Source organism: Streptomyces sp. FIT100 (assembly GCF_024584805.1).
In the GTDB taxonomy this organism is placed as follows: domain Bacteria; phylum Actinomycetota; class Actinomycetes; order Streptomycetales; family Streptomycetaceae; genus Streptomyces.
The window spans coordinates 472,996-486,035 of sequence record NZ_CP075715.1 but is presented as its reverse complement, the minus strand read 5'-3'; the positions used below and the strand labels follow the sequence as shown (position 1 = coordinate 486,035).

10 protein-coding genes are annotated in these 13,040 nt (G+C 71.5%); 6 read left to right on the top strand and 4 right to left on the bottom strand.

Annotated elements, in window-relative coordinates; translation table 11 throughout:
- Positions 1–150 precede the first annotated feature (150 nt).
- On the top strand, positions 151–786 hold the full coding sequence (locus tag KK483_RS01975; RefSeq protein ID WP_262003162.1) for a hypothetical protein: 636 nt from the start codon (positions 151–153) through the stop codon (positions 784–786).
- A gap of 86 nt (positions 787–872) precedes the next feature.
- Here the strand turns inward: KK483_RS01975 and KK483_RS01970 are convergent, their stop codons facing one another.
- Positions 873–1,085 carry a hypothetical protein gene (locus KK483_RS01970; RefSeq protein WP_262003160.1) on the bottom strand — a complete coding sequence of 71 codons (213 nt, stop codon included), beginning with the start codon at positions 1,083–1,085 and terminating at the stop codon, positions 873–875.
- Positions 1,086–1,307: 222 nt separating this feature from the next.
- Between KK483_RS01970 and KK483_RS01965 the strand changes: the two genes are divergently transcribed.
- The gene (locus KK483_RS01965; protein WP_262003159.1) at positions 1,308–1,871 is read left to right on the top strand and encodes a hypothetical protein; all 564 of its coding nucleotides are present in this window, start codon (positions 1,308–1,310) and stop codon (positions 1,869–1,871) included.
- A gap of 53 nt (positions 1,872–1,924) precedes the next feature.
- Here KK483_RS01965 and KK483_RS01960 read toward each other — a convergent pair whose 3' ends face one another.
- Complete coding sequence (locus tag KK483_RS01960; RefSeq protein WP_262003157.1) at positions 1,925–3,052, bottom strand: O-antigen ligase; 1,128 nt, start codon at positions 3,050–3,052, stop codon at positions 1,925–1,927.
- A gap of 231 nt (positions 3,053–3,283) precedes the next feature.
- On the opposite strand from KK483_RS01960, the gene lnt reads away from it, so the two are divergent.
- The 4 genes from lnt to KK483_RS01940 all read left to right on the top strand — a co-directional run bounded on the left by lnt (position 3,284) and on the right by KK483_RS01940 (position 8,261).
- Positions 3,284–4,891, top strand: coding sequence for an apolipoprotein N-acyltransferase (gene lnt, locus KK483_RS01955; RefSeq protein ID WP_399013057.1), 1,608 nt, complete (start codon positions 3,284–3,286; stop codon positions 4,889–4,891).
- A 9-nt stretch (positions 4,892–4,900) separates the two neighbouring features.
- Positions 4,901–5,383 carry an NUDIX domain-containing protein gene (locus KK483_RS01950; RefSeq protein WP_262003156.1) on the top strand — a complete coding sequence of 161 codons (483 nt, stop codon included), beginning with the start codon at positions 4,901–4,903 and terminating at the stop codon, positions 5,381–5,383.
- A gap of 55 nt (positions 5,384–5,438) precedes the next feature.
- Positions 5,439–6,275, top strand: coding sequence for a 3-hydroxybutyrate dehydrogenase (locus tag KK483_RS01945; RefSeq protein ID WP_262003155.1), 837 nt, complete (start codon positions 5,439–5,441; stop codon positions 6,273–6,275).
- A gap of 93 nt (positions 6,276–6,368) precedes the next feature.
- Entirely contained in the window at positions 6,369–8,261 is a 1,893-nt protein-coding gene (locus KK483_RS01940) for a GAF domain-containing protein (protein WP_262003154.1), read from the top strand.
- 104 nt (positions 8,262–8,365) lie between these two features.
- Here the strand turns inward: KK483_RS01940 and KK483_RS01935 are convergent, their stop codons facing one another.
- Both KK483_RS01935 and KK483_RS01930 read right to left on the bottom strand, forming a co-directional pair.
- Positions 8,366–9,757, bottom strand: coding sequence for an MFS transporter (locus KK483_RS01935; protein ID WP_262003153.1), 1,392 nt, complete (start codon positions 9,755–9,757; stop codon positions 8,366–8,368).
- A 315-nt stretch (positions 9,758–10,072) separates the two neighbouring features.
- Positions 10,073–12,493, bottom strand: a complete 2,421-nt coding sequence (locus KK483_RS01930) for a polysaccharide lyase 8 family protein (RefSeq protein WP_262003152.1) — start codon at positions 12,491–12,493, stop codon at positions 10,073–10,075.
- Positions 12,494–13,040: the final 547 nt, after the last annotated feature.

The following is a 13,040-nucleotide window of genomic DNA, read 5'->3' as shown; positions in this document are numbered from 1 at the left end:
AGTTCACAACCGCCGGGCGGACCGCCGAGCGGTCCGCTCTCGTTCCCCCCTCCGCCGGGAGCCGCCCCCGGTCCCCCTGACGCCGGGAAGCCCGGGCCGAGGTGGCGATCGCGGCGCTTCCTGGCCCTGGCCGTCGCCGGTGTGGCAGTCGTGACGGGACTCGTGGTCACGCTGGTGCTGACCCTCGGTGGCGGGCCCAGCAGGTCGCCCGCCGAGGCGCGCGAACTGGTGACGAACGTGGCCGCGACGGCCACCGACTGGGGCCCCGGCTTCGACGACCTCGGTGACAGGTACGACACGGGGGAACTGCTGGCGCAGAAGGACTGCGAGCTGACCGCCAGAGGCAACCGTCCCGGCACGCTCGTAGGTCTGCAGCGCGTCGCCAAGAGTGACGAGGGCACCCTGTTCGCGATGTCCGACGCGCGCGCCTTCAAGAACGCGGCCACCGCGGAGGCGTACATGAAGGACATCGAGGACACGCTCCACCGGTGCCCCGTGCAGCGCACCCCCAAGGCCCGCTACGAGGACGTCCGCGAGGGCGCGGCGCCGCATGTGTCGGGCCTGGACCACGTGATCTCCGAGGAAGGCAGGGCAACCCTCGAAGACGGTCAGAACACGAACTACTCGTACGTCGCCCTGACGGGCCGCAAGGGCGAAGTGGTGCTGTACGCCGCTGTGGAGGGGCCGCCCGAAAGCAAGGCCGAACTCCCCCGCCTCGCAGCGGAAGCGCTGGAGCGCATGAACGAGCGCCTGTCGGACGCAGCCGCGCTGCGGCACGTCCCATGACAGCTGCGGCACGTCCCATGACGGCAGCGGCGCGTCCCATGACGGCAGCCGGTCACACGCCGCCCTGAAGCCCGAGGCCCTTGCGCTCAGCCCTTCTGGGCCAACGCGTCAGCCCTTTGGTCCAACCCGACCTGCCGGCTGCTGCCTGTGTGCGTGTCCACCGACATCGCCACGGTCCCGTCGGGCGGTGGCACCGGAGGCACGGCGTACGCGGTGCCGGGCAGGAGCGCGCCACCGGCGGCCAGCGCGGCTGAGGCGGCGAGCATCGTCAGACGCCGTTTCCGAGAGGTGCGAGTCATGAGAGTCCTCTTTCCGGACGACGTGGTCGGGCACCCGCTCCGAGCGCCCCATGTATTCGAGTAAACCCCCTCGCATGAGCTCCGTCACACCCCGGGAACTCGGGGCTTGACAGGAACGGCCCCCAGCAGGGGCGCGGGCCGCGGGCGAGCGGGCCGGGGACCACTGCATTCCGTCGGCTCGCAGCGGTGCCGGGTCTGCGGAACGTGAGTACGCTGCTACGCATGAGGGACCACCCCAGCGACGAGGGGCAGGCCGCAGGTTCGCTGCCCCCCATCTGGACCGGCCGGGCGACGAACCACATCCAATGGGCGCTCGCCGCCGCCGGTGCGGGCTGCATGGCGCTCGGCATCGAGCTCGCCGTCGACTCGCCGTGGACCTCGGGCACCGTGCCGCTCCTGATGTCGGTCATCGGCTGTGTCGCCGCCGGCCTGCTGATGCTCTTCGGAACCATCGCGTTCGTGCATGTGACGGTCACGGTCGACCGCGACGCCGTGGAGGTGCGCTGCGGTCACATGGGCGTACCGCGCCGGCGGATCCCCCTCGCGTCCGTCGTGGCGGCGGATTTCGATCCCCGTGTCACCCCCTGCCAGTGGGGCGGCTGGGGCTGCCGCTGGCACCCCGAGAAGGGCACGGCCTTCATCGTCCGCCGCGGCGAGGGCGTGGTCCTCGCCCTCGATGACGGCAAGACCTTCACGGTCACCGTGGACGACGCCCAGACGGCGGTCCGGATTATCCGCGACCATCTGCGGACCGCACCGGCGGGCTCGACGACGACGGGTGTGTGACCCAGCCGTACGGGACCTGAATCCGCTCCCTCAGCGGCCCTGAATCCGCACCCTCAGTCCAGGTGCCGAGCGCTCCCGTCCGGCCCGGACGCCGTACGCGCCGTGGCCAGCCCCGCCAGCAGCCCCGCCCCCGCCGTCACCGCCGTATGGCTCAGGCAGTCGCCGACGCTCGCCAGCACCCCCACGGCCGTCAGCGCCGCACCCGCGCTCAGCGCCACCGCCGTGGACCGGGACGAGCGCCCGAGCCCGTAGAGCATCCAGACGTACAGCCCGCCCAGCAGTACCACCCCCACCACACCCTGCTCCGCCGCCAGCTGGAGCGGCGCGGAACGCGGCGTGCCGTCGGGGTCCGGCGACTGCTGCACCGTCGGGCTCAGCTCGCCGAACCGGCCCGGTCCGGCGCCCAGCACCGGATACTCCTCGGCGATCCCGGCCGCGTCCTGCCACAGCCGCACCCGGTGCTCGGTGAGCCGGTCCTGGAGCGAGACCGTGAGCCCGTGGGGCAGCGTGTCCTCGGCCATCGCCCACGCACCTGCGGTCACCAGGGCCGTGGCCAGGGCGAAACCGGCCAGACCCATGAGCCGCCGGCGCACATGGGCCGCGGCCAGCGAGCACAGCAGTACGCCGACGGCTGCCGCGGACCCCACGACCGAGCCGAGCAGGAGCGACGTACCGACGACGCCGACGGCGAGCAGCCACAGGGCGAGCCGTATCGCCCCCGGCCGGGCCGCCGAAGCGGCACAGCACGCCGCTCCCGCCGCCAGGACCAGCAGCGCGGCGGCCGCCCCGGAGGAACCGGGCTGCGGCAACGGGCCACCGGGCACGTCGTGGAGGCCGGGCAGCCCGTGCGGTGAGGCGAGGGCGAGCCCGAGGCCGCCGAGCGCGGCGGCAGCGGCGGCGGTCACCGGCAGCAGGCCGCCGCAGATCCGGCCGCAGGCGTATCCGGCGGCGACCGCCAGTACGGCGAGCAGCACCCCCTCGGGTCGCGCGTCCCGCCCTGCGGCGCTGATCAGGGCCCAGGCGGCGGAGCAGCCGAGCACCGCGACGCCGACGACATCGGCGGCATGGCCCCGCTCCTGCTGCTCCCCGTCCCGTACCGGCGCGGAAGCATCCGAGTTCGTATCGGTCGTATCGATGCCCGTCGCGCTCGTGTTCGACGACCAGCCTGCCGTTGCTGCCATCCGCCGCCCCCGTCCGGCCCCGTCCGGCCCCGTCCGGACCCCTGTCCACGGCCCGGCGGCCACGGTAACGGCAAGAAGGACGTTTGTGGATGGACTGCGCAGGAACTGTGCCCCTGCGGCGCAGGCCGGCGGCGCCCCCGTCCGGCAGCGGGGCGGACACGCGTGGGCGGGGGCGGTGCTGAGCTGGGCCGGACTGCCCGGCGCACGGGCCGCCGCCGTAGACTCCGGCACGTGAGCGCCACGATGACCCCCGTCGACACCGAGCAGCCCGTCCGAGCCCCGCGCGACGGGGCCCACCGGCTGCTGCTGCGGCTCGCGCGGCCCGGCGCCGCCGCGCTGTCCGGCGTACTGCTCTACCTCAGCTTTCCGCCCCGGCCCCTGTGGTGGCTGGTCCTGCCCGGCTTCGCGCTGCTCGGCTGGTGCCTGCGCACCGCCCACCGCCCACGCGCGGCCCTCGGCCTCGGATACCTCGCGGGGCTCGGCTTCCTGGTCCCGCTGCTCATCTGGACGGGGGAGGAGGTCGGCGCGCTTCCATGGCTGGCGCTCGCCGCCGTCGAGGCCCTCTTCATCGCCGTCACCTGCATGGGTATCGCCCTCGTGACGCGGCTGCCGCTGTGGCCGGTCTGGGGCGCGGCTGTCTGGGTACTCGGTGAGGCCGCCCGCGCGCGCGTCCCGTTCGGCGGGTTCCCCTGGGGCAAGATCGCCTTCGGTCAGGCGGACAGCGTCTTCCTTCCGCTCGCCGCCCTCGGCGGCACTCCGGTGCTCGGCTTCGGCGTCGTGCTGTGCGGCTTCGGGCTGTACGAGACCGCGCGCCGGATCCGCTCCTACCGCACCTCCGGCGAGCTTCCCCGAGGCCCCCTCGCGGCGGCGGTCCTCACCGTGTTCCTCCCCGTCACGGCCGCGCTCGCCGCGCTTCCGCTCATCGACGACTCGGCGCAGGACGGCACCGCGACGGTCGCCGCCGTCCAGGGCAACGTGCCGCGCCTCGGACTCGACTTCAACTCCCAGCGCCGCGCCGTCCTCGACAACCACGCCCGCCGCACCGAGCAGCTCGCGGCGGATGTGGCGGCGGGCAGGGCGGCCAAGCCCGACTTCGTGCTGTGGCCCGAGAACTCCTCGGACCTCGACCCGTACCGCAACGGCGACGCACGCCTGGTGATCGACCAGGCCGTGCGGAAGATCGGCGTGCCCACCGTCATCGGCGCGGTGGTCACCCCGGACACCGGCAAGCTGCGCAACACGCTGATCCAGTGGGAGCCGGATCGCGGGCCCGTCGCCACGTACGACAAGAGGCACGTCCAGCCCTTCGGCGAGTACATCCCGATGCGCTCCTTCGTCCGGCTCTTCAGCTCGGACGTCGACCGCGTCAGCCGGGACTTCGGCCCCGGCGACAAGGTGGGGGTCTTCGACCTCGCCGGTACGAAGGTGGGGCTCGCGACCTGCTACGAGGCCGCGTTCGACTGGGACGTCCGGGACACCGTCACCCACGGCGCCCAGCTCATCTCCGTGCCGAGCAACAACGCGACCTTCGGGCGCAGCGAGATGACGTACCAGCAGCTGGCGATGTCGCGGGTGCGGGCCGTCGAGCACGGCCGGGCCGTCGTCGTCCCGGTCACGAGCGGCGTCAGCGCCGTGATCCGGCCGGACGGGACGATCGAGCAGCAGACCAGGATGTTCACGCCGGACGCCCTTGTCGCGAAGGTGCCGCTGCGCTCCTCGCTCACCCCCGCGACCCGGATGGGCACGCTGCCCGAGGGCGTGCTCGTGGCACTCGCCGTCGGCGCGCTCGGCTGGGTCGGCTACGCCCGTGCCCGGGAACGGAGCCGGAACGCCGGTTAGGGTCGGACCATGGGTACTCCGGACTTCATCCGCGCCATCCGCGCAAGCGCGGGCCACCAGTTGCTCTATCTTCCCGGTGTCAGCGCGGTCGTCTTCGACGACGAGGGGCGCGTGCTGCTGGGAAGACGGGCCGACACCGGCAAGTGGGCGATCATCGGTGGTATCCCGGAGCCGGGGGAGCAGCCCGCGACCACGGCAGTCCGCGAGGTGTACGAGGAGACCGCGGTGCGGTGCGTCCCGGAGCGGATCGTCCTCGTCCAGGCCCTGCAGAAGCCGATCACGTATCCGAACGGGGACCAGTGCCAGTTCATGGACGTGTGCCTGCGCTGTCGGGCCGTGGGCGGTGAGGCGCGCGTCAATGACGAGGAGTCGCTGGAGGTGGGCTGGTTCTCCGTGGACGCGCTGCCGGAGCTGCAGGAATTCGCGTTGTTCCGGATCAAGCAGGCGCTGACGGACGGCCACACGTGGTTCGACTCCACTGTGCCTGAATGAACTGTGGGCGCTGCCCACATCGGTAGCCGCCTGGGGCCTGCCTAGGGTGCGGAACATGACCATGAACCCGGGTCCCGCCCCTCACCCCCGTCCGCTCGCCCCGGCCCTCGCCGCCCCCTCCGTCGGGCTCGACCTCGACGGCCGCACCGTGCTCGTCACGGGGGCGGCGAGCGGCATAGGCCGGGCCTGCGCGCTGCGGCTCGTGGCCGCCGGGGCCAAGGTCAAGGCCGTGGACAGGCAGGCGGACGGCCTCGAAGCGCTGCTCGCCGAGTCCCTGGGCCCGGCGGCCGCCGGCTCGCTGGAAGCACACGTCCTCGACCTGACGGACCTCGACGCGGCGGAGGAGGCGGCCGCGGGCACCGACATCCTCGTCAACAACGCGGGGCTGCAACTGGTGCGGCCCATCGAGGAGTTCCCCCCGGAGGTCTTCCACACCGTCCTGACCGTGATGCTGGAGGCGCCGTTCCGGCTGATCAGGGGCGCGCTTCCGCACATGTACGGGCAGGGGTGGGGCCGGATCATCAATGTCTCCTCCGTGCACGGGGTGCGTGCCTCGGCCTACAAGAGTGCCTATGTGGCCGCCAAACATGGACTGGAGGGGCTCTCCAAGACCGCAGCGCTGGAGGGCGCTCCGCACGGGGTCACCTCCAACTGCGTCAACCCCGGCTATGTGCGCACCCCCCTGGTCGAGAAGCAGATCGCCGACCAGGCCGCCGTCCACGGCATACCCGAGGACCGGGTCGTCGCCGACATCCTGCTGAAGGACTCCGCTCTCAAGCGCCTCGTCGAACCGGAGGAGGTGGCCGAGGCGGTGGCGTACCTCTGCACGCCGGAGGCGTCCTTCATCACCGGTACGTCACTGGCCCTGGACGGCGGCTGGACGGCGCACTGAGCCGCGCGCGGTCAGGGTGACGGAGTTGTCCACATGGGCCGCACCGTCCACAGGGGCTGGTGCGACCCCCCGCACGACAGGTATCCCTTGTCCATGTCCCACGATCAGGCCTCCTACCTGGAGCTCCTTGCCCGCGGCGCCGCCGTGGAGGCGTACGACCGGCCCGTGCTGCTCGCCCGTGCGAGCGGCGCGGGTCCCGAGACGCTGGCCGGGCTCGACCAGGCCAAGCAGCTCGCGCTGCGCGTGCGAGCCGAGTTGGAGGGCAGACGGCGGCGCGAGGCGGAGCTGTCGGCGCTCTTCGAGACCGCGCACGACCTGTCGGGCCTGCGCGACCTCGACGCGGTGCTCCGCGCGATCGTGCAGCGGGCCCGCTCGCTGCTCGGCACCGAAGTCGCCTATCTCAGCCTGAACGACCCGGCCGCCGGCGACACGTACATGCGCGTCACCGAAGGCTCGGTCTCGGCGCGCTTCCAGCAGCTGAGGCTCGGCATGGGGGAGGGGCTCGGGGGCCTCGTCGCCCAGACCGCCCGGCCGTATGTGACCGAGAGCTACTTCGAGGACGAACGCTTCCAGCACACCCGGGCCATCGACTCGGGCGTCCGGGACGAGGGACTCGTCGCGATCCTCGGCGTCCCGCTGATGCTCGGCAGCCAGGTCATCGGGGTGCTCTTCGCCGCCGACCGCCGCGCCCGCGTCTTCGAGCGCGAACAGGTGGCGCTGCTGGGCTCCTTCGCGGCGCACGCCGCGGTCGCCATCGACACCGCCAACCTGCTCGCCGAGACCCGCACCGCCCTCGCCGAGCTGGAGCGGGCCAACGAGATCATCCGCGATCACAGCGCCGTCATCGAGCGGGCGTCCGACGTGCACGACCGGCTCACCGAACTCGTGCTGCACGGCGGCGGGGTCCACGACGTGGCCGACGCGGTGTCCGAGGTGCTCGACGGCACCGTCGCCTTCGCCGACCCGGACGCCCCCGCCATCGCCGCCCTCCAACTCGACGGCACCGACGGACACGCGATCCGGCACGGCGACGACTGGGTGGTCGCGGTCTCGGCCGGCGGCGAACTGCTGGGCGCGCTCGTGCTGCACGGCCATCCGGACCTCGACCCGGTCGACCGGCGCACCCTTGAGCGCGCGGCGATGGTGACCTCCCTGCTTCTGCTGGCCCGTCGCTCCGCCGGCGAGGCCGAGCAGCGGGTGCGCGGCGAGCTGCTCGACGACCTGCTGGACGCCCCCGGCCGCGACCCCCGGCTGCTGCGGGAGCGCGCGAGCCGGCTCAAGGCCGACCTCGACGCCCCGCACGTGGTGCTCGCCGCGCGGATCGACGCTCACCCCGCCGCGGACAGCGCCGAGCGGGCCACCGCCGACCGCCAGCGGCTCGCCTCCGCGGCCGCCCACCTCGCCGCCACCCGCCACGGTCTGGCCGCTGCCCGCGACGGCGGTGCGGTCCTGCTGCTGCCGCTCGGACCCGGCGACAGCGCGGCCGACCTCGCCCGCCAGACCGCCAGACACCTCGGCGGCACCCTGCGCGAGCTCGTCACCGTCGGGGCCTCCGCCCCGGTCCAGGCGCCCGTCGCCACCCCGGGGGCGATAGCCGCCGCCTACGACGAGGCCCGCCGCTGCGTCGAGTCCCTCAGGCTGCTGCGCCGCTCCGGCGAGGGCGCTGCCGCCGAGGACCTGGGCTTCCTCGGCCTGCTGCTCGCCGACACCCGCGACATCGAGGGCTTCGTCCGGCGCACGCTCGGACCTGTCGCCGACTACGACGAGCGGCGCGGCACGGACCTGGTGCGCACGCTCGACGCGTACTTCGCGAGCGGCATGAGCCCGGCCCGTACGAAGGACGAACTCCACGTCCACGTCAACACGGTGGCGCAGCGGCTCGAACGAATAGGAAGGCTGCTCGGCGACGACTGGCACTCCCCGGCCCGCGCCCTGGAGCTCCAGCTGGCACTGCGGCTGCACGCGATATCGGCCGTCGTCCGCTGACACGGAGCCGACACACGGCGGGCCGCGTGGACGCCTGTCCACGCGGCCCTGTGTTTCTGGGCGCTGTCAGGACCCGGCCTCGGCCGGGCCCGACAGGCGCCGTGTCAGGCGGACGTCGGGGCGTCCGCGGCGGCCATGGGCTTACTGGCATCCCGGTCGTCGCGTTCCACCGTGACATCGGCCAGGTCCCGGTGACGGGTCTCCTTCGCGCAGGCGATGGCGACCATCGTGAGCAGCGCGGCGGCGATGACGTACAGGGCGATCGGTGTCGAGCTGTCGTAGCTGGCGAGCAGCGCGGTGGCGATGAGCGGTGCGGGCGCGCCGGCGGCGACCGACGAGAACTGCGCGCCGATCGAGGCACCGGAGTAGCGCATGCGCGTTGCGAACATCTCGGAGAAGAAGGCCGCCTGCGGTGCGTACATCGCTCCGTGCAGCACCAGCCCGACCGTCACGGCCAGCAGCAGACTTCCGAAGGACCTGGAGTCGATGAGCGCGAAGAACGGGAACATCCACAGGCCCACACCGGCCGCGCCGATGAGATACACCGGACGCCGCCCGATCCGGTCGGACAGGGCGCCCCACGCCGGGATCACCGCGAAGTGCACGGCGGACGCGATGAGCACGGCGTTGAGCGCGGTCTGCTTGCTGAGCCCGGCCGACGTGGTCGCGTAGACGAGGATGAAGGCGGTGATCACGTAGTAGCTGATGTTCTCGGCCATGCGCGCGCCCATGGCGATCAGCACATCGCGCCAGTGGTGCCGCAGCACGGCGACCAGCGGCAGCTTCTCGACCTGCGCGGTGGCCGCCTTGCGCTGCTCGGCCTGGGCCAGCGCGGCCTTGAACACCGGCGATTCATCGACAGAGAGACGAATCCACAAGCCGACGATCACCAGAACACCGGAGAGCAGGAACGGTATGCGCCAGCCCCACGACGTGAACGCCGCGTCCGACAGCAGCGCCGTCAGCGCGGACAGCACCCCGGTCGCCAGCAACTGCCCGGCCGGCGCCCCGGTCTGCGGCCACGACGCCCAGAACCCGCGCCGCCGCGCGTCCCCGTGCTCGGACACCAGCAGCACGGCCCCGCCCCACTCACCACCGAGCGCGAACCCCTGCACCAGCCGGAGCACGGTCAGCAGCACGGGAGCGGCCGCCCCGACCGTCGCGTACGTGGGCAGCAGCCCGATCGCGAAGGTCGCGGCACCCATCATCAGCAGACTCAGCACCAGCAGCTTCTTGCGCCCGAGCCGGTCCCCGTAGTGCCCGAACACCAGCGCGCCCAGCGGCCGCGCGGCGAACCCGACGGCGTACGTCAGAAAGGCCAGCAGCGTGCCGACCAGAGGATCCTTCTCCGGGAAGAACAGCTCGTTGAAGACGAGCGCGGCGGCCGATCCGTAGAGGAAGAAGTCGTACCACTCGATGGTGGTACCGATGAGGCTCGCGGCGACGATGCGCCTGAGCGAGCCGGGGGCTGGTGGAGCGGTTGCAGAGGCGGGCATGACTACCACTTCCGGACAGGTGCGGGGACGTTTGTGTGTCGCCACACCGTAGGAAGACGCAGGTCAGGGTCACATATGGTGGGACACCATAGTTCTATCGGTCGGCATGCGCTTGGCCACCATGAAGCCGGTGCTGGGATCTCCGATGCGGCCTTGGCCAGGCCGTGAAAGAGGCTGTCCGAGTTGCGTCATACGGGCATGATGTGGAGCGCCGTGCAAGCGACTGAACGCGGATGCTGCGGCCCTGGGAGCTGTGGTCCGGGCTCGTGTTGCCACGGGCCCGGAACACCTGTGGAGCGCGGGTTTCGGTGCTGGTCAGCCGAGTGTGACGGTGATTTTCTGGGTGGCGCCGAGGGTGCCGGTGAGGTCGCTGAAGTTGAGGGTGAGTGAGGATCCGGTGGTCGTGCTGGTGACGGTGGAGGGCTTGGAGGTCACGGCGGTCACGGCTCGGTTCCAGGTGAGGGTGAGGCTGGTCTGCATGCGCATGGGGTCGCTGACGCAGATCACGGCGGTGCCGTCGCTCTTCTCGGTGATCATGACGGCGCAGGGGGCGCTGGCGGTGAGTGTGCCGACGGTGCCGCCGAACCAGAAGTTGACGCCGGTGAAGCCGAGGGAGGGTACGCGGATGCCCTGCTGGTTGTCGGTGTTGGCGAGGATCTGGACCCAGGTGGTGTCGGCGGCGCGCGCCGAGGTCTGGGTGGTGTTCGCGCCCGGCATCAGGATGTACGCGTAGGTGCCGTCGGTGGGGTTGGTGCCGTGGTCGACCCACATCGTCAGGTAGTGGCGGGTGATCGCGGTGGTCGCGCTACTCCTGTTGATGTCGCTCCACTTGCCGGTGCGCTCTTCGCGCAGCGCCTTGACCGTCGTGCCGCCGGGGAAGACGTAGCCGCCCATGCCTCCGATGTGTGCCCAGGTGGTGCCGGTGATGGTTTCGGACCAGGGGTGGGCGACCGGTTTGACGGTGCCGTTGACGGTGAGGGCGTGGGTGCCGTTGGGGCCCAGGTTGCGGTTCTCGATGACGGACTCGACTGCCGTGCCGTCGGTGGACTTGATGCCGGCGCCGAGGCAGACGATGGAGTCGTCGAGGCAGAACCAGGACTTCTTCGCCATCAGGGTGCTCTGGAGCCCTCTGAGGTACTGGCCGATCGCGGCCCGGTTGCCGTCGGTGGCCCCGCCCACCCAGTTCACGTCGGGCTTCGACCCGCCGCCTGCGGCGTCCGCGAGGACCTTGCGCGAGTTGGTGGTGCCGGGCAGGCGGTAGGGGTCGACGGTGGGCCAGAAGGCGTCGCTGTACTGCCCGTTGGCGTAGGTGTCGCCCCACCAGTAGAGCATTCCGGAGCCGGTGTGCCACCCGTGCAGGTTCTCACTGCCCGTTTCGTAGTAGGCGATGCGCTTGTTGGCCATGCTGATCGACGCGGCCCAGCCGGGGCGCCGGTGGGTGGCCCGGACCATGGCGGGGAAGAGCCGGTGACCGGTCGGTTCGGCGATCGCCGCGACCGTGGTGTCGTCCATCACGGACTTCAACCGGGCGAGGCCCACCAGTCCCATCGAAGGATTGCTCATGGGCGGGCTGTAGTAGTCGCGCTGGATCCAGCCCTTGACCAGACCCCGCCACCGCGCGTTCTCCGCCGCGCTCGCGCCCTGCCCGAGCAGCACGATCGAAGCGAGAATGCTGTGGCCGCGTATATGGTCGTCGGCCTGGACCTGGTTGGGGTCGGTGGCGGATATGCCCCGGCTGATGGCACGTCCGGAGACGTTGTCCATGACGAGGCCGTTGTAGAGGAACGGTGCCCAGGCGTTCTCGACCGCGTCGAAGACGATCTGCCGGTTCGGATCGCTCACCGCCCAGCTGGAGCCTGCCAGCAGCGCGAAGAGCATGCCTAGGCCGCCGAGCATGACCGCACCGTAGGTGCCGGTGTAGGCGACGGAGGTGTGCTGGATGAAGGAGCCGTCGGCGTAGAGGCCATCGCCCGAGGTGACGTACGGGAACACGGGCGAGAGCGCGTTGCGGGCGAGAGTGATCTTGGCGGAGTTGTTGCCGACGATGCCGCGCAGCGCGACAACGCGGCACAGGTCGACACGGTTGGCGCCGGTACTGCTGCCGGTGTAGCTGCCGATCGCCGAGTCGGGGACGAAGTGGTCGACCGCCGCGCAGTAGTTCGCGATCTGCACCGCCGACAACTGGTCGTACATCAGCACACAGATGTCCAGCAGCGCCTGCGGGGCACCGATCTGCCAGTTCCACCAGTTGCCGAAGCGCGTCTGGCCCGGGTTGTAGATCCGGGCGTGCATGTGGTCGAGCCCGGTGACGACGGCGGACGCCAGGGAGGCGTTCCCGGTCAGCCCCGTACCCGGCTGACAGTACGCCTCGGCCATGGTGCGCAGCCGGGAGAAACTGTCGTTCATGCACTGGGAGAAGCCGAACGACTCCTGGTCGGTGTCGGGCTCCGGATCGGACCACACCAGGTCGGGCCAGAGCGATCCGGTGCCCGGCACCATCGTCGCCTGGTACTCGGCGGCCCGGGCGCCGAGGCTGGTCAACCTGCTCTTGAACGGCTCGGCGGTGGGGCTGAAGCCCGTACCGAGTATCAGCGTGCGCCACTTGGCGCGCAGATCGCCGAACTCGTCGGCCGCTGCTGCCTGACCGGTAAGCAGCGGGCTGCCGACGACGCCGAGGGCCAGCGCCGTGCCGCCGGTGGCACTCAGGAAGGTACGGCGGGACCAGGAACGCTTCATTGCGGTCTCCCGGGTGGGATGGGGACGAGTGTGTGCGGACGGCGGTTTCTAGCACGCATTCGCTCATTCGCTCTATAGGGCGGATCGAGTTGATTATTTTCGATCATTTCCTCGTCTGGTCGCCTGTGTGCCTTCGCGCATGGCCGAGACTCTGGGCGTCGGCTGTGTCCCCCCGCCGCAGATCGACTGTGCCTCGAAGTCCGCAGGCGAACGCCGCGCTCGTCGCAATCGGCCCACGGCGGGCCGTGGTTGTTTGCCGCGGGCGGATGCGGGACGTGCTCCGCCCGCACCGAACCTGCTTGATCATGCCCGTCATGCTGCCTTCTCGTAGGGAGGGCGGCTGACCTGTCGACGCGGCAACCGGGGTGGGGCAACGTGATCTCCCGCGCCGGAGGAAACGCTTACTCGTCCCGCAGGGAGCGGCAGCCATGGCTGTGGCCGCGCAGCTCTCGTGGACATCCGCGTCCGCAGAAGATGCGGCCGACGCCGAAGACGTCCTCACCGCGGCAAGAGGAATCGCGTCGCGTTCCTGACCAGGAACGAGGCG

Bases quoted from the DNA above. Each gene is read 5' to 3' on its own strand.
- KK483_RS01970 (WP_262003160.1), bottom strand. From the start codon at position 1,085: ATGACTCGCACCTCTCGGAAACGGCGTCTGACGATGCTCGCCGCCTCA.
- KK483_RS01965 (WP_262003159.1), top strand. From the start codon at position 1,308: ATGAGGGACCACCCCAGCGACGAGGGGCAGGCCGCAGGTTCGCTGCCC.
- KK483_RS01960 (WP_262003157.1), bottom strand. From the start codon at position 3,052: ATGGCAGCAACGGCAGGCTGGTCGTCGAACACGAGCGCGACGGGCATC.
- KK483_RS01950 (WP_262003156.1), top strand. From the start codon at position 4,901: ATGGGTACTCCGGACTTCATCCGCGCCATCCGCGCAAGCGCGGGCCAC.
- KK483_RS01945 (WP_262003155.1), top strand. From the start codon at position 5,439: ATGACCATGAACCCGGGTCCCGCCCCTCACCCCCGTCCGCTCGCCCCG.
- KK483_RS01940 (WP_262003154.1), top strand. From the start codon at position 6,369: ATGTCCCACGATCAGGCCTCCTACCTGGAGCTCCTTGCCCGCGGCGCC.
- KK483_RS01935 (WP_262003153.1), bottom strand. From the start codon at position 9,757: ATGCCCGCCTCTGCAACCGCTCCACCAGCCCCCGGCTCGCTCAGGCGC.
- KK483_RS01930 (WP_262003152.1), bottom strand. From the start codon at position 12,493: ATGAAGCGTTCCTGGTCCCGCCGTACCTTCCTGAGTGCCACCGGCGGC.